This is a genomic window from Brevibacterium sp. CFH 10365, from assembly GCF_009299785.1.
Classification (GTDB): Bacteria; Actinomycetota; Actinomycetes; order Actinomycetales; family Brevibacteriaceae; genus Brevibacterium; species Brevibacterium limosum.
The window spans coordinates 292,136-316,417 of sequence record NZ_VIGO01000004.1; the positions used below are offsets into that span (position 1 = coordinate 292,136).

The 24,282-nt window shown below is 66.9% G+C and carries 25 protein-coding genes; 17 read left to right on the forward strand and 8 right to left on the reverse strand.

From position 1 onward, the window contains the following. The first annotated feature begins 93 nt into the window (after positions 1-93). Genes FHG09_RS09915 through FHG09_RS09930 form a run of 4 tightly spaced genes read left to right on the forward strand, consistent with a single transcriptional unit; the run spans position 94 to position 4,364 of the window. Positions 94-606, forward strand: a complete 513-nt coding sequence (locus FHG09_RS09915) for a (2Fe-2S)-binding protein (RefSeq protein WP_152347480.1) — start codon at positions 94-96, stop codon at positions 604-606. Continuing rightward, complete coding sequence (locus FHG09_RS09920; protein ID WP_152347481.1) at positions 603-1,637, forward strand: FAD binding domain-containing protein; 1,035 nt, start codon at positions 603-605, stop codon at positions 1,635-1,637. Before FHG09_RS09915 ends, FHG09_RS09920 begins: the two co-directional genes overlap by 4 nt. Next, the gene (locus FHG09_RS09925; RefSeq protein ID WP_152347482.1) at positions 1,630-3,702 is read left to right on the forward strand and encodes a xanthine dehydrogenase family protein molybdopterin-binding subunit; all 2,073 of its coding nucleotides are present in this window, start codon (positions 1,630-1,632) and stop codon (positions 3,700-3,702) included. Before FHG09_RS09920 ends, FHG09_RS09925 begins: the two co-directional genes overlap by 8 nt. Then, positions 3,699-4,364, forward strand: coding sequence for an NTP transferase domain-containing protein (locus FHG09_RS09930; RefSeq protein WP_227492684.1), 666 nt, complete (start codon positions 3,699-3,701; stop codon positions 4,362-4,364). Before FHG09_RS09925 ends, FHG09_RS09930 begins: the two co-directional genes overlap by 4 nt. On the opposite strand, the gene FHG09_RS09935 is transcribed toward FHG09_RS09930, so the two are convergent. Genes FHG09_RS09935 through FHG09_RS19820 form a run of 3 tightly spaced genes read right to left on the reverse strand, consistent with a single transcriptional unit; the run spans position 4,348 to position 6,922 of the window. Next, on the reverse strand, positions 4,348-5,481 hold the full coding sequence (locus tag FHG09_RS09935) for an XdhC family protein (RefSeq protein ID WP_152347483.1): 1,134 nt from the start codon (positions 5,479-5,481) through the stop codon (positions 4,348-4,350). The two genes, FHG09_RS09930 and FHG09_RS09935, sit on opposite strands and share 17 nt — an antisense overlap. Before the next feature lie 5 nt (positions 5,482-5,486). Then, positions 5,487-6,743 carry a phospholipase D-like domain-containing protein gene (locus FHG09_RS09940; RefSeq protein ID WP_193627347.1) on the reverse strand — a complete coding sequence of 419 codons (1,257 nt, stop codon included), beginning with the start codon at positions 6,741-6,743 and terminating at the stop codon, positions 5,487-5,489. A 35-nt stretch (positions 6,744-6,778) separates the two neighbouring features. Next, positions 6,779-6,922 (reverse strand): GPGG-motif small membrane protein, encoded by a 144-nt coding sequence (locus tag FHG09_RS19820; RefSeq protein ID WP_166822514.1) that lies wholly within the window; start codon positions 6,920-6,922, stop codon positions 6,779-6,781. A gap of 235 nt (positions 6,923-7,157) precedes the next feature. Here FHG09_RS19820 and FHG09_RS09945 point away from each other — a divergent pair, with 235 nt between their 5' ends. Then, positions 7,158-8,261, forward strand: coding sequence for an FUSC family protein (locus tag FHG09_RS09945; RefSeq protein ID WP_152347484.1), 1,104 nt, complete (start codon positions 7,158-7,160; stop codon positions 8,259-8,261). Here FHG09_RS09945 and FHG09_RS09950 read toward each other — a convergent pair. Continuing rightward, positions 8,212-8,772 carry a DUF2231 domain-containing protein gene (locus FHG09_RS09950; protein ID WP_152347485.1) on the reverse strand — a complete coding sequence of 187 codons (561 nt, stop codon included), beginning with the start codon at positions 8,770-8,772 and terminating at the stop codon, positions 8,212-8,214. The genes FHG09_RS09945 and FHG09_RS09950 overlap by 50 nt on opposite strands. After that, the gene (locus FHG09_RS09955) at positions 8,769-10,181 is read right to left on the reverse strand and encodes a glucose-6-phosphate dehydrogenase (protein ID WP_152347486.1); all 1,413 of its coding nucleotides are present in this window, start codon (positions 10,179-10,181) and stop codon (positions 8,769-8,771) included. Before FHG09_RS09955 ends, FHG09_RS09950 begins: the two co-directional genes overlap by 4 nt. A gap of 77 nt (positions 10,182-10,258) precedes the next feature. Between FHG09_RS09955 and FHG09_RS09960 the strand changes: the two genes are divergently transcribed. Continuing rightward, positions 10,259-12,190 carry a glycoside hydrolase family 15 protein gene (locus FHG09_RS09960; protein ID WP_152347487.1) on the forward strand — a complete coding sequence of 644 codons (1,932 nt, stop codon included), beginning with the start codon at positions 10,259-10,261 and terminating at the stop codon, positions 12,188-12,190. Between the two features lie 31 nt (positions 12,191-12,221). On the opposite strand, the gene FHG09_RS09965 is transcribed toward FHG09_RS09960, so the two are convergent. Both FHG09_RS09965 and FHG09_RS09970 read right to left on the reverse strand, forming a co-directional pair. Beyond that, a complete protein-coding gene (locus tag FHG09_RS09965) occupies positions 12,222-13,319 on the reverse strand; it encodes a hypothetical protein (protein ID WP_152347488.1) in 1,098 nt (365 codons plus the stop codon). A gap of 128 nt (positions 13,320-13,447) precedes the next feature. After that, positions 13,448-14,077 (reverse strand): LysE family translocator, encoded by a 630-nt coding sequence (locus tag FHG09_RS09970; protein WP_152347489.1) that lies wholly within the window; start codon positions 14,075-14,077, stop codon positions 13,448-13,450. A 106-nt stretch (positions 14,078-14,183) separates the two neighbouring features. Between FHG09_RS09970 and FHG09_RS09975 the strand changes: the two genes are divergently transcribed. From FHG09_RS09975 to FHG09_RS10005, 6 genes are all read left to right on the forward strand, one after another. Next, positions 14,184-15,074, forward strand: coding sequence for a Ku protein (locus tag FHG09_RS09975; protein WP_152347490.1), 891 nt, complete (start codon positions 14,184-14,186; stop codon positions 15,072-15,074). A 546-nt stretch (positions 15,075-15,620) separates the two neighbouring features. Then, on the forward strand, positions 15,621-16,733 hold the full coding sequence (locus FHG09_RS20255) for a ChaB family protein (RefSeq protein ID WP_319803256.1): 1,113 nt from the start codon (positions 15,621-15,623) through the stop codon (positions 16,731-16,733). Positions 16,734-16,854: 121 nt separating this feature from the next. Further along, the gene (locus FHG09_RS09990) at positions 16,855-17,379 is read left to right on the forward strand and encodes a Dps family protein (RefSeq protein WP_152347491.1); all 525 of its coding nucleotides are present in this window, start codon (positions 16,855-16,857) and stop codon (positions 17,377-17,379) included. 55 nt (positions 17,380-17,434) lie between these two features. Beyond that, positions 17,435-17,680 (forward strand): hypothetical protein, encoded by a 246-nt coding sequence (locus FHG09_RS09995; protein ID WP_152347492.1) that lies wholly within the window; start codon positions 17,435-17,437, stop codon positions 17,678-17,680. After that, on the forward strand, positions 17,677-18,570 hold the full coding sequence (locus tag FHG09_RS10000) for an SDR family oxidoreductase (protein ID WP_152347493.1): 894 nt from the start codon (positions 17,677-17,679) through the stop codon (positions 18,568-18,570). The genes FHG09_RS09995 and FHG09_RS10000 overlap by 4 nt, the downstream gene beginning before the upstream one ends. A 52-nt stretch (positions 18,571-18,622) precedes the next feature. Beyond that, on the forward strand, positions 18,623-18,904 hold the full coding sequence (locus tag FHG09_RS10005; RefSeq protein WP_152347494.1) for a DUF6480 family protein: 282 nt from the start codon (positions 18,623-18,625) through the stop codon (positions 18,902-18,904). A gap of 14 nt (positions 18,905-18,918) precedes the next feature. Here the strand turns inward: FHG09_RS10005 and FHG09_RS10010 are convergent, their stop codons facing one another. Next, positions 18,919-19,491, reverse strand: coding sequence for a MarR family winged helix-turn-helix transcriptional regulator (locus FHG09_RS10010; protein ID WP_227492685.1), 573 nt, complete (start codon positions 19,489-19,491; stop codon positions 18,919-18,921). Positions 19,492-19,544: 53 nt separating this feature from the next. On the opposite strand from FHG09_RS10010, the gene FHG09_RS10015 reads away from it, so the two are divergent. From FHG09_RS10015 to FHG09_RS10035, 5 genes are read left to right on the forward strand one after another with little or no spacing between them, the layout of a single operon-like run. After that, on the forward strand, positions 19,545-20,585 hold the full coding sequence (locus FHG09_RS10015) for a polyprenyl synthetase family protein (protein WP_152347495.1): 1,041 nt from the start codon (positions 19,545-19,547) through the stop codon (positions 20,583-20,585). Then, complete coding sequence (locus tag FHG09_RS10020; RefSeq protein WP_152347496.1) at positions 20,582-21,832, forward strand: cytochrome P450; 1,251 nt, start codon at positions 20,582-20,584, stop codon at positions 21,830-21,832. The genes FHG09_RS10015 and FHG09_RS10020 overlap by 4 nt, the downstream gene beginning before the upstream one ends. Beyond that, positions 21,829-22,260, forward strand: a complete 432-nt coding sequence (locus tag FHG09_RS10025; protein WP_152347497.1) for a lycopene cyclase domain-containing protein — start codon at positions 21,829-21,831, stop codon at positions 22,258-22,260. Before FHG09_RS10020 ends, FHG09_RS10025 begins: the two co-directional genes overlap by 4 nt. Further along, positions 22,257-22,595, forward strand: a complete 339-nt coding sequence (locus FHG09_RS10030) for a lycopene cyclase domain-containing protein (protein ID WP_152347498.1) — start codon at positions 22,257-22,259, stop codon at positions 22,593-22,595. The genes FHG09_RS10025 and FHG09_RS10030 overlap by 4 nt, the downstream gene beginning before the upstream one ends. Further along, positions 22,592-24,268: an FAD-dependent oxidoreductase gene (locus FHG09_RS10035; RefSeq protein ID WP_152347499.1), complete on the forward strand. Its 1,677-nt coding sequence runs from the start codon at positions 22,592-22,594 to the stop codon at positions 24,266-24,268. The genes FHG09_RS10030 and FHG09_RS10035 overlap by 4 nt, the downstream gene beginning before the upstream one ends. Positions 24,269-24,282 lie beyond the last annotated feature (14 nt).

Consider the following 24,282-nt stretch of genomic DNA (forward strand, 5'->3'; position numbering starts at 1 on the left):
CGAACATCCTCGGTGCCGGTGCACCCCCTTGTCGCGGCTTCCGAACGGGGTTAGGTTTGACGGACGTCGACAATGCTGTCTGGAGGCTCCCACATGGGACATTCGCTGCACCTCACCGTCGACGGCCAGGAGCACACTCTGGTCGTGGATTCCCGAACCACTCTTCTCGATGCGCTGCGGGACCGGTTGGGGGTGATGTCCGCGAAGAAGGGCTGCGACCACGGCCAGTGCGGGGCCTGCACGGTCCTCGTGAACGGCCGTCGGCTCAACTCCTGCCTGGCGCTCGCGCTCACCCACGACGGCGCCGAGGTCACGACGGCCGACGGTCTGGCCCCCGAGGGTGAACTCTCAACTCTGCATCGGGCGTTCCTCGCCCACGACGCGTTCCAGTGCGGGTACTGCACGCCGGGCCAGGTCTGCTCGGCGGCCGGCATGCTGGCCGAAGCCGCCGACGACGCACCGAGCGTGGTCACCGATGACCTCGAGGGACCGATCGAGCTGACCGAGGAGGAGATCCGCGAGCGGATGAGCGGCAACCTCTGCCGTTGCGGAGCCTATGTCAACATCGTCGCGGCCGTGAGCCGAGCCGCAGAGGAGTCACGATGAATCCGTTCGACTACGAACGCGCCGCCGATGCCGCCGGAGCCGTCACGACTGTCACCGATCGACCCGAAGCTGTGTTCCTGGCGGGAGGCACGAACCTCGTCGATCATCTCAAACTGGGCGTCGCAGAACCGGACCTCGTCGTCGACATCAACCGCCTCGAACTCACGGAGGTCGAGGCACTCGACGACGGGGGCCTGCGAATCGGTGCGATGGTGCGCAACAGCGACGCCGCCGCCGACCCGCGCGTCCGACGCGACTACCCGATGCTCTCGCGTGCCCTGCTCTCCGGGGCCTCCGGTCAGCTGCGCAACGCGGCCACGATGGGCGGGAATCTGCTGCAGCGCACCCGATGCGTGTACTTCCAGGACACGACGACCCCCTGCAACAAACGCGAACCCGGCTCCGGCTGCTCGGCCATCGGCGGATACACCCGCTACCACGCGATCCTCGGTGCCTCAGCGGACTGTGTGGCCACGCATCCCTCCGACATGGCCGTCGCTCTGACCGCACTCGATGCCACGGTCATCGTCCTCGGTGCGACCGGTGAGCGCCGGATCCCGGTCACCGAACTCCACCGGCTGCCCGGGGATCGCCCCGACCAGGACACGGTCCTCGCACACGGCGAGCTCATCACCGCCCTCGAGCTCCCTCCCCCACGACCCGGGGCCTCGACGTATCGGAAGATCCGCGACCGCGCCTCCTACGCCTTCGCTCTCGTCTCCGTCGCCGCCCGAGTCGACGTCGACACGGCAGGACCCGCGCCGGTCATCCGTGAGGCCGCGCTCGCCCTCGGCGGCGTCGCCCACAAACCCTGGCGTGCCCGCGCCGCCGAGGCGGTGCTGCGCGGCGCGGAACCGAACCAGGAGACGTTCCTGGCAGCAGCCGATGCCGAGCTCGAGGCGGCCGAACCCCTCGACGGCAACCGCTTCAAGGTCCAGATGACTCGCGGCGCGATCAGCACCGTGCTCGCCGAGCTCACCGGAGCCTCGGCGACGACGTCGGAATCGACCACGGAGGACACTCATGAGTGACCTGCTCACGACCACGGCCGTCGGCACCCATCAGGTCCGCCTCGACGGCCCCGACAAGGTCCGCGGCCTCGCCCCCTACGCCTACGAGCACCCCCTCGACGATCCGCTCTTCCTCTACCCGCTGCAGGCGCAGATCGCCCGCGGGCGGGCAGCGCACATCGACCTCTCCGCAGCCGAAGCGGCGGAGGGAGTGGTGCATGTGCTCACCCACGACAACGCCCCCGAGCTGGCGGACACGGATGACGGGGAGCTCGCGATCCTGCGCTCTGCTGAGATCGGCTTCCGCGGCCAGTACCTCGGTGCCGTCATCGCCACCACCCCCGAGCAGGCCCGCCACGCGGTGGGCCTCGTCGAGGTCACCTATGTGCAGGACGATCACGACGTCGAGCTGCGCGAGAATCATCCTGATTCCCGGGAACCGGAGTCGGGCAGCGGAGATGTGCGCGCGGGCGATGTCGACGCTGCCCTCGCCGAGGCGGCCGTGAGCGTCGATGCGCGCTACAGCACTCCCATGGAGCACAACAATCCCATGGAACCGCACACGACCGTCGCTCGCTGGGACGGAGACGAACTGACCCTGTGGACTTCGACGCAGGGGGTGCACCCCGCACGTGCGACGTTGGCGCCGATCCTCGGGGTGGAGCAGGAGAAGATCCGCATCATCTCCCCGCACGTCGGCGGGGGCTTCGGCTCCAAGGGCGTCCCCCACGCGGATATGATGCTTGCTGCCCTCGCCGCGCAGGCGGTGCCGGGCCGGCCCGTGAAATATGCAGTGACCCGGCAGCAGATGTTCTCGATCACCGGCTATCGGGCTCCGACTCTGCAGCACATCCGCTTGGGCGCTCGAGCCGACGGCACGCTCACGGCCTTCGCCTATGATGCGGTCTCCATGTCCTCGCAGACCAAGGAGTTCCCCGAGGAGGCGACGAAGCCGGGCCGCATGATGTACGCAGGCGACAACCGCCGCCTCACCCAGCGAGTGGTTCCGCTCGACGTGCCGGTGCCCTCCTGGATGCGTGCTCCCGGCGAGGCCCCGGGCATGGTCGGACTCGAGATCGCCATGGACGAACTCGCCGTGGCCGCCGGGCTCGACCCCATCGAGCTGCGGGCGCGCAATGAGCCGACCACCGACCCGGACACCGGGCTGCCATTCAACCAGCGCCGCCTCATCGACTGCCTGCGGGAAGGTGCGGACCGCTTCGGTTGGGAGAGGCGGAATCCGCAGCCGCGCACTCGGTGGGAGAACGGGTGGCTCATCGGCATGGGGGTGGCCTCTTCGACCTATCCGGCCGGCCGGCAGCCGGGCTCCGTTGCGCAGATCCGCCGCACTCCCGAGGGCTTCGAGGTCTCGATCGGTGCCGCCGACCTGGGCACCGGGACGTGGACCGCTCTGTCTCAGGCTGCCGCAGACGCCCTCGGCGTCCCCATCGGGCAGGTGGAGCTGCGAATCGGCGACACCGCGCTGCCGAACGCGACCGTGGCCGGCGGATCCACGGGCCTGGCGAGTTGGAGCACCGCGATCGTCGCCGCAGCGCAGGCGCTCCGTACCGAGCACGGAGCCGATCCCGCCGTCGGTGCCGAGGCCCACGGTGAGGCCGAGGCCAATCCCGCGGCGGAGATGTTCGCCCTGCACTCCTTCGGCGCCCATTTCGCCGAGGTCCGCATCCAGCCGACCACCGGTGAGATCCGACTCGACCGCATGTTCGGCATGTTCTCCGCTGGTCGGATCGTCAACCCGAGCACCGCACGCTCACAGTTCATCGGCGGCATGACCATGGGCGTGGGAATGGCGCTGCATGAGAAGGCCGAACTCGACCCCCGCTTCGGTCACGTCGTCAACCACGACCTCGCGGAATATCACGTGCCCGTCAACGCCGATATCACCGACATCGAGGCGGATTGGCTCGACGAGGAGGACCCGCACGCCGGTCCCCTCGGCGCCCGCGGCATCGGTGAGATCGGCATCGTCGGTGCCGCAGCCGCGATCGCGAACGCCGCCTTCAACGCCACCGGAGTGCGAGTGCGCGATCTGCCCGTCTTCGGCGACGCGTTCCTGCCGACGTGAGCGGCGAGTCCGGCTCGACTCCTCCCAATCGGTCCATCCCCGGTCGTCCCCTGAGAGGGCTCGTCCTCGCCGCCGGTGCAGGACGCCGTCTGGGGCGGGGCCCGAAGGCGCTGTTGCGGCGCGATGACGGGCCCACCCTGGTCGAATCCGTCGTTCTCGCCCTGCTCGAGGGTGGCTGTCAGGACGTCACAGTTGTCACCGGGCCCCGCGGCGAGGAGGTCGCGAGCGCACTTGCCGGATGTGACCGTGTGGCCATCGCCTTCAATCCTGACTGGTCTTCGGGAATGGGGTCCTCGCTGCGCCGCGGCCTGCAGGCGATCGGGCCCGGACCAGACGTCATGGTCACGCCCGTGGACCGTCCCGGCATCTGTGCGGCCGAAGTCGCCCGTCTCATCGCCGCTCACCGTCCCGGTGCGATCACCGCAGCCGCGCACCGGGACTCAGAAGGGCGGCTTCGGCGCGGTCACCCCGTGCTCTTCGACGCGAGCTGGACGAGCCACGCGGCGGCTGCCGCGCACGGCGACGTCGGTGCTCGTGATCTGCTCGAAGCGCACAGATCCCTCGTGGACCTCATCGACTGCTCCGATCTCGATGACGGCGCCGATGTCGATGTCCCGGCGGATCTGCACCGGCTGAGGGCCGCGGTCAGGCGTCGCCGCTGAGGGGACCGACCTGTCGGCGGCCGCCGCGGACGGCGAGGATCTCCGCCAGGATCGACACAGCCACCTCGGCGGGGGTGAACGTCTCCAGATCGAGACCGATCGGCGAATGCAGCCGCGCCAGCGCCGGGCTCTCCACTCCCGCTGCGCGCAGGGCCGCGCGGCGGTCGCGGTCGCTGCGCCGCGAACCCATCGCCCCGACATAGGCCACGTCGAGGTCGAGTGCGGCGATCAGGGTGGGGATGTCGACCTTCGGATCGTGGCTGAGGACGCAGATCATGCTCCGGGCGTCGAGCTCACCGGTGGCGGCGGCCTCGGTGAGGAATCGGTGCGGCCAGGCCCGGACCACCTCGGCGCCGGGAAACGATGCCGGGTCGGCGAAGGCCGGACGGGGATCGCACACGGTGATGCGCAGTCCCAAGGGTCTGGCCGCCTCGACGAGGGCGAGACTGAAGGCATTGGCTCCGACGACGAGGAGATGGGCCGACTCGATGCGGGTCTCGACGAACAGCTCGATCGGCTCGCTGCCGCCCTCCGGCGGGGCAAGACGGACCCGGCCGGTGCGACCGCTGCGGATGAAAGCCCCGACGCGCTGCGCGGCGGTCTCGACCACGGCGTCGGGCACCAGAGGCTCCAGACTGACGGCCAGGGCGTCGGTGCTCGGCCCGGTGCTCGGCCCGGTGCTCTCGTCCACAGCGGCGGCGGAGACAGCTGCCGCTGGGGCACAGGCCTCGTCGGCGGAGGGCAGCCGCAGCACCACGGCGGCCGGTTCGCTGTCCGATCGCAGGTCGGGGCATCCTGAGCGGAAGGGCTGGATGAGCACCTCGATGCGGCCACCGCACATGAGCCCCACGGCGAAGGCGTCCTCGTCGCTGTAGCCGAACCTCTGCACCGAGGCGTCTCCGGTGGCGAGCGCATCCCGGCAGGCCTCGAGCACGGCTCCTTCGACGCAGCCGCCGGTGAGGGAGCCGACGATGCCGCCGGCGGCATCGACGAGCATCGACGTCCCCGCCGGGCGCGGAACCGACCCTTCGGTTGCGATGATCGTCGCGACGGCGACATCTTGCGGCTCCTGCGAGTCGAAGAGCCGCGTCGCAGCGGCGGAGAGAACGTCGAGCATCGTCGTCACAGCCAGGGACGCATCGGCACGAGAGCGCGTTCGGCGAGTTTGGTCAGCCGGTGGCGGTTGAGCCAGTCCGAACCGAGTTCGACACAGTGCGTGGAGTCGCTGTCGAACACCTTCTCCATCTCCGCGGCGAATGCACGGTCGATGACTTCGACATTCGTCTCGTAGTTGAAGGTCAACGACAGCCGGTCGATGTTCGCCGTGCCCACCGTCGACCATTCGCCGTCGACGGTCGCGACCTTCGAATGGATCATGCTCGCGGTGTAGAGCAGAACCGTGACCTTCGAGTTGATCATCTGCTCGAAGAATCCGCGGGAGAGCCAATCGCCGAGGATGTGGTTCGACTCCTGCGGAACCATGACCCGCACGTCGACCCCGCGCTCCGCCGCCTCGACGAGAGAGCGCAGCAGCTGCTGGTCGGGAATGAAATAGGGCGTCGTCAGCCAGATCCGCTTCCGCGCACGGGCGAAGGCGTCGAGATACATGTTGCGAATCGGATAGACGAGGTGGATCGGCAGGTTCGCCGCGACCCGCAGCTTCGACTCCCAGGCAGCGGGCGGAACCCAGGAGATCTGCTCGTCTGAGTCGTGGAATTCGTTCCACACTTCCGCGATGGTCTGTCGCAGGCCCCAGGCACCGGGACCGACCGAGCGCAGGTGGGTATCGCGCCAATGCCGGGCGTAGAGAGATCCGATGTTGAACCCGCCGACGAAGGCCACATCGTCATCGATGACGAGGATCTTCGAATGGTTGAATCCAGAGTGGCGCAACGGGCCCCGCCAGAACTTCCGCGCAACTGTCGGCAGGCGCAGCACACGGATCTGCTCGGAGAGCTGACGGTAGAAGGAGATGGGCACCGACAGGTTGGCGAAGCCGTCGTAGATGAGGTGGATCTCCACGCCGCGGGCCGAGGCGGCGTTGAACGCGTCGATGAACCTCTGCCCGACCTCGTCGTTCTTCCAGATGAACGTCTCCATGAGGATCGACTCGCGAGCCGAGGCGATCGCATCGAGCATGTCCTCGTAGAGAGTGGCACCATCGGTGTAGATGTCGAGTTCTGACTGTTCGACCGTCGAACTGAACGTTCCCGGTCGCGGAGCAGTCCGCGTCTTTCGCCCTCGCTGCTGGATGAGGTCGACGGCCATCGAGACGGCGACGGTCGCCGGCACCGCACTGGCGAGTCCGGCGACCGCCCAGGGCACGATCCGACGCAGACGGTCGACTTGGCGGAGGGCAGGATTTCGCAGAGGAGACATCCGCTCACTCTATCCTTTCCGACCCTCCGCCTGTCTCAGCCGAAGATGCTCACTCCCCCGGGCCCGACGAGGCAACCGACGACGATGAGTACGACCCCCCAGAGAATCTGCTTCCTGAAGATGGCGAAGATTCCTGAGATGACGAGGATCGCTGCGATGATCCAGAGAATGACAGCCATGGGTACTCCTTCATTCGGTGATTGCGAAGGCCGCTTACCGGCAACCGGTTCGCCTTCGAATCGCCAATCTAACACCGCTTCGCTGACCTGGCAGGACGGCGACGGTGCCTCAGCAGGTGGAACCGGGAACGACACTCCCGGAAAGCGAATCCGATGGAAGAGCGTGCGAAACGCCCCCGTACACTGTTGCCGAAGCTGAACTGTTCTGACCGGACTTCGAGGCGAGGAGCCAGCCATGCCCCATAACCGCTCACTGGAGGGATACCTCCGGCGGCCGGAATTCGCCACAGACCTGCTGCAGATCGCCAAGGGCGTGATCGCCGCCACCGGTGCCTGGTGGGTCTCTGACGCCGTGCTTGACAGTCAGATGCCGTTCCTTGCTCCGTGGACGGCGCTGCTGACGGTCCACGCCACCGTCTACCGGTCGTTCTCTCGAGGGGTGCAGACGACGATCGCGTCGACGATCGGCGTGGGCGTGTCCTTCCTCATCGGCAACTACCTCGGTGTCGGTCTCTGGACTTTCGCTCTGGCGATGTTCGTCGGTCTGGCCGGTGCCCGCCTGTCGTGGATCCGCGACGAAGGTGTGGCGATCGCGACGACCGCGATCTTCGTCCTCGGCTCCGGATTCGATTCTCAGCAGCCTCTGCTCGTCGACCGACTCCTCGAACTGGCCCTCGGAGTGGCTGTCGGCCTTGTGGTCAACCTCCTCATGGTCCCACCTCTGCGTGATCGGCAGGCGGCACGCTACATCGACAGCGTCAACCGGCAGATGGGCGAAGTGCTCACCGACATGTCGGACCAGTTCTCCCGCTCCTGGGACGCGGATGCCGCCCAGGAGTGGTTCGAGCGGACGGAGGCCATGAGCCGAGAGCTCGACTCGGCGTGGCAGACTGTGCGGTTCGCCCGTGAGAGCCGACGCATCAATCCCCGCTCAGCGATCCGCGCCAGGAGACTGCGACGCCGGGCAGACACAGCCGACTCCGCGAAGAAGGAAAGCTACGAGAGCATCCTGTTCAGAGCCGACGAAGGCATCTCTCACCTGCGGAACCTCGCCCGCACTCTCCGTGAGGCCTCCTCATCCGAAAGAGAATGGAACACCTGGTTCCGCGACGAGTGGGCGGCGATCGTCGCCGATGCCGGACGGTCCGTCGCCGATCCCGATGCCGACGTCGGACCGATCTACGACCGCCTCCAACAGCTGTCGACCGACATCTCCCAGGAACGGTCGCTTCCGGAGACCACGTGGCCGATCTACGGATCACTCATCACCAGCCTGCGCCACATCGTCGTCATCGTCGACGATGTCGCCTCGGCGCGCAGCGCCCGGGAGTCCGATTGACCCCGACTCCCTGGGCATAGGTCAGGTGCCCACCGAGGTAGCCGCCGACTCCCACAGCTGAGAGTCCGGCGAGCGACAGGAGGATCCCCGTCTTCCGACGCCCTTTCGCTCGGGCCAGCCAGGAGGCCGATTGCAGAGAGGTGCCGACCGAATTGGCCACCGCGTGGACGATGCCCACCCGTTGAGCCGGGCCGTCGACCTCGCTCCAGTCGGAGGCACCCGACCAGGCGGTCGGCACGGCCGAGAGCACACCGATTCCGATCAGTCTCTTCGCAGCCGCTGCGCTCTCCTCCCCACCGGTGAGATCGAGCAGTGTGGCCATCGACCACGCTCCGATGGGGACGTCCGTGAGCATCGGGTGCAGCGGATGCCCGAGCCACGAACCCGACAGCGCATCCTTCACCGGCCCGAACTCCGTCAGCTTGCGCACAGCCTTCGCCAGTGGGGCGGAGAGCGGGTCGAGGGCGCGCCCCGATTCGATCTTCTCCATGGTCGTGGTGAGGAACTTCATCTCTGCCGCCTTTCGCTTGTGCTCGCAGTGTTGTGACCCGTCGGCTCCTTCTCGGCTGTCGGCCCGGCGCCTCCGGCGCGGTAGTCCCGCAGGGGCACGGCTCCGGAGTCGAAGGCGTCGAGGATGTCCTCGACGATGCGCCAGCCCTCCTCGGCGGCATCACCGCGGACGCTGAACGTCGGATCGCCGTCGAGGATCCCCCGCAGCACTCCCCCATAGGATTCGAGTCCCGGTTCCTCCACCTCGGCACGGGCCGTTGCCGTGGCAAGACCCCGCTGGTCAGAGGGGCCGCCGAGGTTGATGTCCAGCCCGAAGCATTCGTCGTCGAGGCTGATCCGCAGAATGTTCGGAGCCAGGTCAGAAGACGCCCCGAAACGTGAGTAGGTGTGCGGTGGTCGACGGAAGGTGACAGCGATCTCCTGGCGCGGACTGCCGATCGCCTTTCCCGAGCGCAGCGTCACGGGAACGCCGCTCCATCGCCAGGTGTCGACCTCGAGTCTCACCTGACCGAATGTCTCGGTCTCATTCGCGGGGTCGACGCCGTCCTCGGCCGTGTAGGCCGGAAGGCTGCGCCCGTCGAGCTCGCCGGCCGTATAGCGGCCGCGGACGACCGCTGTCGACGGATCGTCGTCCCAGATCCTCGTCGACCGCAGCACGTGGGCGGTCAGCGCCGGCACTTCGACGTGGTCGAAGACCGAGGGCGGATCCATCATCACCAGCGCCATGACCTGAAGCAGATGGGATTGGATCATGTCCCGGAATGCGCCGGTCCCGTCGTAGTAGGCGGCTCGTCCCTCCAGGCCGAGGCTCTCGTCGAAGACGATCTCGATGGACTCGACGTTCTCGCGGTTGAGCAGCGGTTCGACGACCTGATTGGCAAAGCGCAGTCCCATGAAGTCGAGGACAGCCGGCAGATTGAGGAAATGGTCGACCCGGAAGGTCTGTTCTTCGGGAACGAGCCGCGCAACCGCGGCATTGATCTCCTCGGCCGAGTCGAGATCGAAGCCGATCGGCTTCTCGAGAGCCAGCAGCAGATCCTCGGGAAGGTCGAGAGCGGACATCGCGTCGAGCGCCTGCATGGTGATCCGGGGAGGCAGGGCGAAGTACAGACAAGCCGGGGTGCCGATCTTCGAGAGAAGATCTCCGAGGCTCTCACCGTCTGTGACATCGCACTGGATGAACGAAGAATTCTCACGGGCGTAGGAGACGGCAGGGCCGCGCGCGTCGACCGAATCGAAGGCATCGGTCACGACCTGCTGAAAGTCGACATCCGGTGTCTGCGACGAGCCGATGACGGAGATGCGCCTCTCGGGCGCAGCCGTCAGCAGCGAGCCGAGACCGGGCAGCAGGAGCCGGGAGGCGAGATCGCCCGAGGCCCCCAGGATCACGAGGTTCTTCATGGCATCCATGTCGGGGACCCTACGCCCGATCCCGGGTTTGCGGGACCCCCCTTAAAATCCGCTCCAGGATCTGTTTCACTGACCCCATGGGTACCGATCGCCGCGACTCCAACCGCACACCGCTCGAAGACTACGCGCTGCTCTCGGACAAGCGCACGGGCGCGCTGCTGTCCCGACAGGGCAGCATCGACTGGCTCTGCTGTCCCCGGTTCGACTCCCCGTCGGTCTTCTCCGCCCTGCTCGGCGACGCCGACGACGGTCGCTGGCTGCTGTCGGTGCCGGACGGGACTGTCGTCGAGCGCCGATACCTCGATCGCACCTTCATCGTCGAGACCATCTGGCAGACCGCCGCCGGCAGAGTCCGCGTCACCGATCTCCTCTCCGCGGAGGCGGACACGCAGGTGAAGGAGCTTGATCAGCGGACTCGCGTCATCCGCCGAGTCGAATGCGTCGAGGGCTCAGCGGCAGTCGAACACGACCTGCGCATCGTCTTCGACTACGGGCGAGCCACACCGTGGACGCGGAAGGTGGTCAGCGGAACCTCCCGGGAGCCCGGCCTGCTGTCGATCGCCGGACCCGACGCGCTCTTCCTCACCGGGCCGGCCCTCGACCCGGACAGTGCCGACCAACGACGCCGAGACAGGGAATATGAAGGCGGAGGGTCGACCGACGGGCAGAACCGCCCCGATGACCCACAGGGTGCGACCGCCTCGGCGCTGGTCGGACACTTCGACATGTCCGAAGGCGACGTGTTGGAATGGATGCTCACCTGGCACCGGTCCCACCTCGATGCGCCGGACCCGATCGACGTCTCGCAGGCCCTCGAGGCAACGGCCGCCGACTGGGAGGAATGGGCGTCCCATATCAGCGTCCGCAACCGGCAGGAGGAACTCGTCCTCAGGTCCCTGCTGGTCCTGCGAGCGCTGACGAACGAGGCCACCGGAGGCATCGTCGCAGCGCCCACGACATCGCTGCCCGAGGACTTCGGCGGGCAGCGCAACTGGGACTACCGCTTCACCTGGCTGCGGGACGCTTCGCTGACGATCGGCACCCTTGTCGACCATGATTTCACCGACGGTGCTCTGCACTGGCGCAACTGGCTGCTGCGCGCGGTGGCCGGGGACCCCGACGACGTGCAGATCATGTACGGAATCGCTGGTGAGCGCAAGCTCGATGAGGACGAGCTGCACCACCTCGGCGGCTATGAGAACTCCCGCCCCGTCCGGGTGGGGAACGGGGCGTACGCCCAATACCAATCCGATGTCATCGGGGAAGTCATGCTGGCGCTGTCCGCTCTGCGCGATGCGGGGGTGGAGGAGGACGAGTTCTCCTGGGCGCTGCAGAAGAACCTGCTCAGCTTCGTCGAACGCAATCTCGACCGCAAGGGCCACGGCATCTGGGAGATGCGCGGCTCCGCGCAGTACTTCACCCACGGCCGCGCGATGATGTACGCCGCGTTCGACCAGGGAGTCCGTGCCGTCGAAGACCACGGGCTCCGAGGCCCGGTGGGGCGGTGGAGTTCACTGCGCGATCGTCTGTATGAGGAGATCATGGAGCACGGCTTCGACGAGGAGCTCGACTCATTCACCCAGACCTACGGCAACGAGGAGGTCGACGCCTCGCTGCTCCAGCTGCCGACCACCGGACTGGTCGCCGCCGACGATCCGCAGATGCTGGGCACCGTGAAGAAGATCGAGGAGGACCTCCTCGACGAGCACAACATGGTTCGTCGCTACCGCACGGAAGCCGGACTCGATGGTCTGCCCGGCAACGAGTACTCGTTTCTCATGTGCTCCTTCTGGCTCGTCGAGCAGTACGCGAAGAGCGGACGTCACGAGGACGGCGGCAAGCTCATGGATTCGCTGTGCGGCTACGCCTCGGATCTCGGGCTCTTCGCGGAGGAATACGATTCCGGCTCCGGACGTCTGGCGGGGAACTATCCGCAGGCGTTCAGCCATCTCGGCCTCGTCCGCGCCGTCGACGCCCTCGAAGGCAGTCCCCGTTACGCACGGGCCTGAGCCCGTACGCGCGGGCCTGAGCCCGAAGAACTCAGGCCTCTGCCTCGTTGTCGGTGTCGCGTCGTTCGCGGCGTTCGTTCTCGCGCTTGCTGTACGTGGCTCGCCGAATCTCATCGTCGCTGTCGAAGTTGGACCCGAGTGCTCCGGCCAATGTGCCCAGACAAGCCGCCAACCACGCAAGCCTCGGATAGTTGAAGAAGCTCACGGGATGCATGAGTTCGGAGCCGAGCTGACCATCGTCGACCACGACGAGTCCCAGTGCGAACAGGAAGGCGAACAGGACCAGGAACATCAGGGCCACGCTGGTGCCCACCATGATGACCGTGGTGGTGTTGTCCAGCCCGCCCTGCCATGCGTACACCGCATCGCGCCGCTTGGTCCAGAGGCGATTGCGGAAGATCAGCCAGAAGGTCAGCGCCGCGATGACGAGCAGACCGATCAGGAGCAGACGCGCCGGATGCAGGGAATCGGCCAATGTCCACATCGAACTGTAGAAGACACCGAATGTGCCCACGGCCGCTGCGGCGGCGATGGAGGTGGTCAGTGCGGGAAGCATCCGCCCGGGCCGGTTGCTGCGCACCATTCCCGTCAGCAGCCGCAGCCGGTTGAGCCATCCGGGCATCACGATGTACTCGGTGTCATCCCGTCCCAGACCGGGGCCCCCGCGGTCCCCACGCGCACTTCTCAGCTTCGCGATCGATCGTACGGAGTCCTCCAACGAGTTCTGCCCCGTCTCCTCCTGCGTCGAGAAGATGAGCGCAACCACCAGATTCCGTGTCTGTGCCAGAAGACGATGAGCACCCAATGCCGGAACCGAGACCAGCAGAGCCCGATTGGCGGTGCTGACTTCGCACAGCATCGGCTCAGTGTCATGGTGGCGGGGCAGTTCGGTCAGGTACACGATGTAGTCCCACTCATACCGGCTTCTCAGGTCTTCGGCTCTGTCCATGAAGGGGATATCGCCGTCGGGGGTGAGTGAGAACGATTCGCTGCTGACTTCGACGTGCCACTCGACGTCCTCGATACGATCGGCCAATTCTCGTTTCAGAGACCCTGCGACCGACTGAGCGATCTTCTGCGGCACCCCAGGATCGGCCATCAGTCCGACGACCTTCGCTTCTGAACCCATGCTTTCATCCTGAATCACGGGGCTCCTACCGTCTACCCCCTGCAGCAGGTGCATCGCCTGCAGCACGTCAGATGCCGTCTGCCCCGTTGCAGACCGTGACCCTCGACGATGACGCGTTGCACGCTCCGTCAATGGTCGGTTGCCAAGCGCACTCCCAGAGCGATCATCACAGCAGCACTCGTGCGATCGAGCCAGATTCTGACGCGTTCACGTGTGAGCACACCTCGAGCGCGAGTGGCGGCGAGGACGATCGCCGAGTGCCAAATGATGCCGACGGCCAGGGCGATGGACACCAGCAGCACTCCCCAGCCGCCTGTTGTCGCTTCTGTGGGGAGGAACTGGGGAAGGATGCTGATGTAGAAGACTCCGACCTTGGGGTTGAGCATATTGCTGATCAATCCGCTGCGAGCCGCATCGATCGCGTTCTGTGGAGCCGGTGCCGCAGTCTCCGTGTCGGTTGACCGGTTGCGCGGGAGGGACTTCCAGATCGCCATACACCCCAGCCACACGAGATAACACGCTCCAGCAATCCGCACCACGTCGTATGCGATTGTTGAGGCGGCAAGCAACGCAGTCAGGCCGACGAGGCTGGCAAGTGCCCATATGGCATGCCCGACTTCGACACCGACAACGGCGGCGAATCCTGAGCGTCGCCCGTGGAAGAGCGTCGACCGAAGAACGATCATGAGGTCGACTCCAGGTGTGGCCGCGCCGATGACTGCCACGAGGGCCCAGGCTGTCAGCTGCTGTGGTTCCATTGTCCTCTTCCGAGCGAAACTGATCGTAGTCAACCGTGCCAGCCTATCGGCATGTGCCCGGCCGAGGGGACTAGCCAGTGCTCGAAACCTGCGTTTCAATGGTGGCATGAGAGCTATCTGGACCGGATCCATCGCCTTCGGTCTCGTGAATGTGCCCGTGAAGCTGTACTCGGCCACGGAGAACCACGACGTGCGAATGCACCAGGTCCACAAGAAGGACGGCGGGCGAATCCGCAACCAGCATCGCTGCGAGGAATGCGGGAAGACCGTCGAGTACGACGACATCGACAAGGCCTATGACGACGGCGAGCACCGGGTCGTCCTCACGGACGAGGACTTCGAGGCACTTCCCGCAGAGGACAACGACGACATCGACGTCCTGCAGTTCGTGCCCAGCGATGAGATCGACCCCATCATGCTCGAGAAGGCCTACTTCCTCGAGCCGACGTCGAAGACGCCGAAGGCCTACCTCCTGCTGCGTCAGACTCTCGAGGACACCGAGCGGACCGCGATCGTCAAGCTCACTCTGCGCACGCGCACGCGTCTGGCCGTGCTCCGGGTGTGCGGCAAGGTCCTCATGATCCAGACCCTGCGCTGGGCCGATGAGATCCGCGACGTCGACTTCAAGGGAGTGAACTCGAAGGCGAAGATCTCGGACAAGGAGCTCGAGATGTCGGAGAAGCTCGTCGAGTCCTACTCCGAGGACTTCACCCCCGAAGAGTTCAGCGACGACTACCAGGTCGAGCTGCGCAGACTCATCGACGCGAAGATCGAATCGGGCGAGAGCCTCGATATCGAGAAGACCTTCGATGAGGAAGACTCCGGGGAGGACACCGGAGGCGATGTCATCGACCTCATGGAGGCGCTGCGCAAATCCGTGGACAGTTCTCGGTCGTCGAAGGAGGGGACGTCGGGCAAGAAGTCGAATGCGAAGAAGACCTCCTCGAAGAAGTCGGGGACGAAGAAGTCGTCCCCCGCGAAGAAACGCACCGGTTGAGAAGCTGCGGAGGGGAATCGGCATGACGAGACAGCCCATCGACAGCACGGCCGCTTTTCTCAGAGACGGCTATGCCTTCGCGTCCCGCCGCTGCGAGACCGAGGGCACCGACCTCTTCACCACACGCCTGTTCCTCAAACCGACCACCTTCATCCTCGGTGAGGAGGCGGCGGGGATCTTCTACGACGGCGAGCACCTCACCCGAGCGGGTGCGATGCCCACGAGCGTCCAGCACCTGCTCCAGGACGAAGGCTCCGTCCAAGCCCTCGACCCACCGGCTCATCACCGGAGGAAGGCGGCCTTCCTCTCACTCATGGACAGCGGATCGATCGACCGCCTCGGCGAGATCTTCGTCGAGGAATGGGCGCTGGCCCGCGATGCTCGGCCCGGGCCGCGACGAATCGTCCTGCACGACTTCGCCCGCGCAGTGCTCACGCGCACGGCCTGCCGGTGGGCGGGCATCGACATCGAGGACACCGATGTGCCTCGCCTGACCCGCGAGCTGGGCCTCATGGTCGACCGGGCGGGCACGAAGGGACCGAGCAATTGGAAGGCCCGGCGGCGCAGGCGCAGCACGGAGAACTGGGCGACCCGGCAGATCGAGAAAGTGCGCCGAGGCGACTCATCGCCGTCTTCGCCGCCGTCGCACTCACCGAGCACCCACGGTGGCGCGAGGCCTTCGCCGCCGACGAGGAGTCCGACCTCGAACCATTCGTCCAAGAGGTGCGGCGCTTCTATCCCTTCTTCCCTGTGGTCCCCGGACGAGTCCGCACACCTTTCGAATGGCACGGCCACCGGTTCGACGTCGACGACCGCGTCATCCTCGACCTCTACGGCACCTGCCACGACAGGCGCCTGTGGGCAGACCCCGGAGCATTCGAACCCGCACGCTTCCGGGGATTCAGCTGGGCCGAAGACCCCAACACGCTCATCGCCCAAGGAGCAGGCCGACACGGCAGCGACCACCGCTGTCCGGGCGAATGGAGCACCGTCGAACTCCTCAAGCGAGCGACCCGGCTCTTGGCACGCGACGCAACAGAGACGCCCACCCAGGACCTGTCCATCCCGCTCAACCGCTTTCCGACGCTGCCTCGCAGCGGTTTCGTCTTCCACACCGGAACCCATCGGAGCGGACAGCCGAGAAGGAGGAGACCCGATGCATCCGACCCGAGCCGCGCCGGCCTGAGCGCACCGCCCACCCAACTGACCGAAACCTCGAACCGACCACGAAGGAGCTGTTCCACCATGCCGAAGACGACGAAGACAGGAAAGCCGAAGGAGAGCGAGCTGCCCTCGACGCTGGAGAAGTCGAGCAAGAAGGCGCAGCGGACCTTCGCCAAGGCCTACGACTCGGCCATCGACCAATACGGAGACGAGAAGCGCGCTCACCAGGTCGCTTACGACGCACTCAAACACAGCTATGAGAAGGTCGGCGACAAATGGGAGGAGAAGGACTCCTCCGGCCCGTCGGACGCGCAGAGCTCCGGCGGCAAGAACACCGACCGCAAGACCGCCGGCGGAGTCGACGCGAAAGCCTCGAAGGAGCACCTCTACGAGCAGGCGAAGAGACTGAAGATCTCAGGACGATCGTCGATGACGAAGCAGGAACTCGTCGACGCACTCGAAAAGGAGAGCAAGCGGAAGACGAAGCAGAAATGAGTGGCTCACGCGGCGAAAACGAAGCGGCATGAAGAGATCTTCCGGCAGCCGAACGCCGGGACTACCGTGAGGATCCCCGTCCCGCTGTCCCGACAGACGCACAATCAGAGATCGGAGCACCATGACAGACACATTCCCCGTTCCCGAACCGCACGGATCCGAGAGCACCCGGAGAGAGAACGCCGAGAAGGGATTCGTCGCACCCGAGTCGCTGACGAAGAACCTGCAGAACGTCCTCGTCGACTTCATCGCTCTCAGCCTGGTCGCCAAACAGGCGCACTGGAACATCGTGGGCACGAACTTCCGAGATCTCCATCTCAACCTCGACGAGGTGACGTCGGTCGCCCGCAGCGGCAGCGACGCCCTCGCCGAGCGGATGAGGGCGCTGCACGGTTCGCCCGACGGACGGCCCGCGGTCATCGCCGCGCAGACCGATCTGGCGACGTTCCCGGCCGGAGAGATCACCACCCACGATGCGATCGACCACGTCGTGGGCGCGATCGAGACCACCGTCGGCAGCATGCGCAGATGCGACGACGAAGTCGACTCCGCCGACCCGACGACCGCCGATATGTTCCACGAATACATCGCCCAGCTCGAGCAGCAGGCCTGGTTCATCAGCGCAGAGACCCGCACACCGAACTGAGCCGGCCACTCACCCACAATCGAGCCACTCACCCACTATCGAGGAGGAGAAGACGATGACCATCTGCGACACCTGCGGAAACGACTATGAACAGACATTCACCCTGTCGTTCGAAAACGAATCCTGGAACTTCGACAGCTTCGAATGCGCGATCCACAAGGCCGCGCCGACGTGCGAGCACTGCGGATGCCGAATCCTCGGCCACGGAGTCCATGACGGCGAATCCGTGTTCTGCTGCTCGCACTGCGCGCGCGAGGCAGGGCTCACGGAGGCCACCGACGACAAAGGAGGAAGCCGATGAGCGACCAGCTGACCTTCCAGAACCCCGTCCGACGATTCCCCGACATCTCACCGCCGAAGCAGCATCAGCCCGAGCCGGGTCTCGACGCCGAGCTCATTCCCGGCACGGACCGCGGTGAGGACAGCTACACCGGCACCGGCAGGCTCCGCGGCCGCAGGGCACTGATCACCGGCTCGGACTCCGGCATCGGGTCCGCCGTCGCGATCGCCTTCGCCCGTGAAGGAGCCGATGTCGCTCTGTCCTATCTGCCCGCCGAGGAGGAGGATGCCCAGCACGTCTGCGAGGTCATCCGCCAGGCCGGTCGCAAGGCCGTGCCGCTGCCGGGAGACCTGTCCGACCCTGACTACTGCCGCGAGGTGGTCCGCCGGGCGGTCGAGGAACTGGGCGGACTCGATGCGGTGGTCAACAACGCCGGCCGACAGATCGCCGTCGAAGACATCGCCGACCTTACGGACGAGCAGTGGGAGGAAACCTTCCGAACGAACATCCACGCGATGTTCCGGGTCTCCCAGGCCGCGCTCGAGCATCTCGAGCCCGGGTCGACGATCGTCAACAGCACCTCCGTGCAGGCGTATTCGCCATCCGCCCACCTCATCGACTATGCGTCGACGAAAGCGGCGATCAACAACTTCACGAAGGGGCTGGCCACACAGCTGGCTCCGAAGGGCATCCGAGTGAACTCCGTGGCACCGGGGCCGATCTGGACCCCGCTGCAGGTCTCGGACGGACAGCCGAAGGACGCCCTGCCGCACTTCGGGAAGAACACTCCGCTGGGCCGGGCCGGACAGCCGACGGAGCTGGCTCCCGCGTACGTCTTCCTCACCTCATCGGAGTCGAGCTATGTCATCGGTGAGACCCTCAACGTCAACGGCGGCCAGCCCACCCCCTGACCGTCGGCTCCAGGGACGATGGTCGACGTCGTGAGATCGGAAGGAGACAATGATGAGTTCACCCGATGACGAACAGCCGAGGCCGAACACCGACCGGCACGGCACCGGCAACCCCAACCTCGACCCGCAGCCGGCCGGCGATCCCGACCTCGAGGAGGGCGGCGGCGTCCGTCCGGGCGCCACTCCTCCGGAGTCGCATTCGGCGACCGCTTCACCGCCCCACCCTCCGGCGTCGCGACCGCCGAAGACGAAATGGGTGATCGTCGGAATCGGCTGCGTGCTGGCGATCATCGTGTTCTTCTTCGTCGCCTATATCGTCGGCATCTTCGGCTGATGCGCCGACCGCGGTCACTCGCCGCGACCAGACCCTCGGCTCGCGTCGTCGGCCAGTACGCCCTGCGGACGATCGGCTTCGGTCATGGCGGAGAGGAACCGCAGCACGGTCTCGCGTTCCTGGCTGTCCAGGGCCGCGATCGCCTCGAAGCGCCGCGCGTGCTGGCGGCCGACCGACTCGTGCGCGGCCTGCGCTGTCTCGGGAGTCACCTCGATGCTGGTGGTGCGCCTGTCGTGGGGGTGCGGAACCCGGACCAGGTGCCCCCCGGCGACGAGGCGGTCGACGAGCTTCGTCGTCGAGGCGCTGGAGATGCCGACGGCCGCAGCGATGTCCTTGGGAGTGACGACGAGCCCCTGCCGCTGCGCGCGGATGAGCAGGCGGATGGTGCGCATATCGCTGTCGTTGAGCTGCATGTAGCGTCGCGACGCCTCGGCGAGGACGCGTTCGGCCTCATGCCACTGCCGCAGCGCCTCCATCAGTGCGGTGCACTCCGCGATCTCGGATTCGGACAGGGCCGAGCGATCGGAGAACTCCGATTCGTTCGAGAAGTAGGTCAGCCCAGCTGCCTTCGAGTCTGCGGACGGCACGCTGACAGCATACCGCTGACGTGTTAGATTGAACTCTCGCCTGGCTAAAGAAATTGGAGAGCGTCCTGACCGTCGAATCCCGCCTCGTCGAAGTCCTCGCCGCCGCTCGGCGACGCTCTCGAGTCCGAACTCAGCAGTACGAGCAGCTCTGGGAAGCGCTGTCGAGGATGGCCTTGGGCGGAAAGATGATCCGGCCCCGCCTGCTCATCGATGCCCATGAGGGCCTGGGAGGCACGGCAGCGCAGGCCGCGATCGACGCCGCCGGCGCGATGCAGCTGCTGCACATCGGCCTGATCATCCACGATGACGTCATCGACAACGACACCGTGCGTCGAGGAGAGATGAACATCACCGGACAGTTCTCCTCCGAGGCCATGCTCCTCGGAGCCACGAGCGCCGCAGCGCAGACGTGGGGGATCTCCTCGTCCCTGCTCGCCGGTGACCTCATGCTCAACGAGGCCCAGTCCCTCCTGGCGCGCCTCGACCTCGACACCCCGCGCCGGCTCGCCGTGCTCGACATCTACGATGAGACGATCGCCGAGAGCGTCGCCGGAGAACAGTCCGACGTGTGGCTGAGCCTCCACCTCGACGAGCCCGATACCGGTGACGTGCTCACGATGATCGGACGCAAGACCGCCGCCTACTCGTTCGAGGCCCCGCTGTCCATCGCCGCGGTCCTCGCCGGAAGCGACGACAGCCTGGTCGAGCGGCTGCGCGCCATCGGCCGCCGCATCGGCATCGTCTACCAGCTCAGAGACGATGTCCTCGGACTCTTCGGCGATGAGCAGGAGACCGGCAAATCCGTACTCAGCGACCTCCGAGAAGGCAAGGAGACCCTGCTCGTCAACACGGCCCGAGCCCATCCGGGCTGGTCCCAGGTCGCCCATCTCTTCGGCGATCGGGGCCTCGACGCCGAGGGCGGCCTCCGGCTGCGGCAGGTCATCGAGGAGTCCGGGGCGAGGGCGTTCGTCGAATCGATGATCGCCGAGCACTGCGAGACCATCGCCGGACTCATCGCCGAGGCGGAGCTGCCGCAGGCGCTTGCGGGCAGACTCGCGGACCTCACCTCCGCCTGCAGTCTGAGGTGTGCATGAGCGGGGCCGATCAACACCGTCCGAGCCGACGGGCGGTGCCCGGCGACGAGCCGGGCGGACCCCCTGTCGAGCGGGTGCCCCTCGAACACGGCGCCGACCTCTGGCGCATCCGCTCCTTCGACGCCGCCCGCCAGGTGCTGCGGGCCCGACACCTCACGACGCAGGCCGGGTTCACCGCGGAGCGGATCCCTCGCGGCGTCTTCCGCCGCCACCCGATCCTCATCTCCGACGGGGAGTCCCATGACTCGCAGCGCCGAGAGCTCGCCCGCTTCTTCGCTCCCGCCGTGATCGCCGACAGGTACGGCGAGCGCATCGATGCTCTTGCGCAGGACACGGTCGGCCCGGTTGCCGCGGCCGGCCGGTGCCGCCTCGACGAGGTGGCTCTGCACTTCTCCGTGGCCGTGACCTCCGAAGTCGTGGGACTGACCGAATCCTCCATCGCGGGCATGTCGCGGCGGCTCGAGGGATTCTTCACCCAGCCGCCGGTCGACCTCGCCGCTCCCGGTTGGGGGCGGACCCGGAGGCAATGGCTGCAGGCTGCGGTCAACGGTCTTGTCCCGATCGCCCGGTTCTACCTCGCCGACGTCCGTCCGGCGCTTCGGGCCCGGCGCCGCAGGCAGCGCGATGACGTCCTGTCCCATCTCATCGGGGCCGGACACAGCACGTCGGACATCCTCGTCGAGTGCGTCACCTACGGCACGGCCGGGATGGTCACCACCCGCGAATTCATCACCATGGCGTGCTGGCATCTGCTCTCAGACGGCGAGCTCGGGGCGGAGTACCTCGCGGCCGACCGGCCGCGGCGGCTGGAGATCCTCGAGGAGATCATCCGCCTCGAACCGGTCGTCGGCCACCTCTACCGACGCGCGCAGGCCGACATCGAGGTCACGGCACCGGATCGCACCGTGACGATCCCCGCCGGGGACCTCATCGACGTCTGCGTCCGCGCGACGAACACCGATGAAGAGGCGATGGGGCCCGACCCTCAGTCTCTGTGCCCCGTGCGGCACACAGCCGGAGCCGCCCCGGCCGTCGGCATGAGCTTCAGCGACGGGGCGCACAAGTGTCCGGGGCAGTCGCTGGCGCTGTTCGAGACCGATGCGCTCGTCCACCGCCTGCTCGGCCGCGGCCCGCGACTGGTCGCCGAGCCGGAGATCGGCTGGGACAGCGTCATCTCGGGCTACCGGCTGCGCGGACTCCAACTGGCCTTCGACGAGGGCTCCGGCCCGGAGAGGAGACTGTCGTGAGCGCCTTCGAGTATCTGCTCCTCATGGGTGCCTGCGTACTCATCACCCTGCCCCTGGAGCTGTTCTTCCGGGCGCGCGTGTACCGCCGGTGGAGAACCGTGCTGTGGGCGCTCGTACCCGTCATCGTCGTCTTCTGCCTCTGGGACGTCGTCGCCATCGCCCGCGACCATTGGGTGTACAACCCGCGATTCGTCACCGGCATCCACCTCGGCAACCTGCCGCTCGAGGAGCTCGTGTTCTTCATCGTCATCCCCCTGTGCGCCCTGCTCAGCTATGAGGCGGTCGGCACAGTGCTCACCGCTGTGCGCAAGCGCGTCAGGCCCGAAAGCCGGCCCCGCCCAGACAGTTCGCCCCGGCCCGCACGCCAGTCCCGGCCACACGAGCGCACTGACCGGCGGCCCGAAGCCGAAGGAGGCGGCGAACGATGAGCGTGCCCGAGTACACGATCATGACCGTCATCGGGATGATCCTCGTCGTCGGCCTCGAGCTGTTCGTCTTCCGCTCAGGCATCTTCCGCCGGGCGAAGTACTGGGCGGCGCTGAGCATCTGCCTGGTCTTCCAGTGCTTCGTCGACGGCTGGCTGACGAAGCTTTCGGATCCCATCGTCATCTACAACCCGCAGGGGCTCAGCGGCATCCGGTTCCCGTGGGACATCCCGATCGAGGACTTCGGCTTCGGCTTCGCCATGATCACTGCCGTCCTCATGCTCTGGCAGTGGCGCCTGAACAGGCACGCTGCGGCCACCGGAGAGGAGAGCAGATGAGCCGTCCAGCCTCCCAACCGCGCCCCCGCGACCGGCACGCGATCCTCACCCCCTCCCACCCGGGCCGTCCGCGTCTGCTGCGGCCCAAACGGGTGACCGTCGTCGGCGGAGGCATCGCCGGACTGGCCGCGGCCGCGGTCCTCGCCGAGCACGGGGCCAGTGTGCACCTGGTCGAGGCCGAGTCCAGCCTCGGCGGACGGGTCCGGGCCTGGAGCCTCGACGGGGAGCGGACGATGAGCCGCGGATTCCACGCCTTCTTCCGCCAGTACTACAACCTCCGCAACCTGCTCGCACGCACCGATCCCGGCCTGGACCGTCTGGTCCCGGTCACGGACTATCCGCTCGTGGGTCGCGACGGTCTGCGCGACTCCTTCGCCCGGATTCCGCGGACTCCCCCGCTCAGCCTCGCGGGATTCGTGCTCACCAGCCCGTCCTTCCCGCTGCGCGGTCTGGCCGACGTCGACCTGACGACGGCGTTCGAACTCATCGACGTCGACTTCCCGGACTCCTATCGCCGCTACGACGGAGAGTCGGCCGAGCAGTTCCTCGACCGGCTGCGGTTCCCGGTCGGGGCGCGGCATCTCGCGCTCGAGGTCTTCGCCCGCTCCTTCTTCGCCCACCCTGCGGACTTCTCCGCCGGCGAACTCGTGGCGATGTTCCACACGTACTTCACGGGCTCCGCCGAAGGGCTGCTCTTCGACGTCCCCGACGACGACTACGACACCGCACTGTGGTCGCCCCTGAGCGAATACCTCGCCGAGGCGGGGGTGCGGATCGAGACCGACACCGCGGTCACCGCGCTCCGTCCTCCGGACAGTGCCGACCGCACCGGGTGGAGCGTCGAGACGACGAGCGGGACGCTCGAGAGCGATGCGCTCGTGCTCGCCGCCGATCCGCGGAGCACTCGGACGCTGCTGGCCGGACTCGAGGACTCGGTCGACACCGACGCGCTCGGACACGCGACAGCCGCCGGCTCACCGGCCGCGGGCACGGGGACTCGCGAGCGGTGGCTGAGCAGAGTCACCTCGCAGCGGAACGCCCCGCCGTTCGCGGTGCTCAGACTGTGGTTGGAAGACGAGGTGGATCCGAGCCGCCCGGCCTTCCTCGGCACGACCGGCTATGCGCTGCTCGACAACATCTCGGTCCTCGAACGCTTCGAGGCCGGGGCCGAGAGATGGCGGCACACGCACGGCGGCTCCGTCGTCGAACTCCACGCCTATGCGCTCGGCACCGCGCATCGGGGCAGCGCGCGAGCGATGCTCGAGTCCGAAGACGTCGACCGGGAAGCCGTGACACGCCAACTGCTGGCCGACCTCCATGAAGTCTATCCCGAGACGGCCGACATCCCCATCACCGCCCAGGAGCTGCTCATCGCCGACGACTGCGCGCTGGCCGACACGCGGGCGTACAACGACCGCCCCGGCGTCACCACCGCGTTTCCCGGACTGGTGCTCGCCGGCGACGCCGTCGCCTGCGAGGCGCCCGTGGCGCTCATGGAACGCGCGGCGACGACAGGGTTCATGGCCGCGAACGAACTGCTCGCCGGTTGGCGGGTGGAGGGAACCGAGATCTGGTCGCCGCCTCGGCGCGGTCTGCTCCGTCGGGGGCTCCTCGGCGCACTGCGCAGGAGAGGGGCAACGCGGCACGGGCGTGGAGCAGGCACCGGGCGCTGACTGCCGGTCCGAAG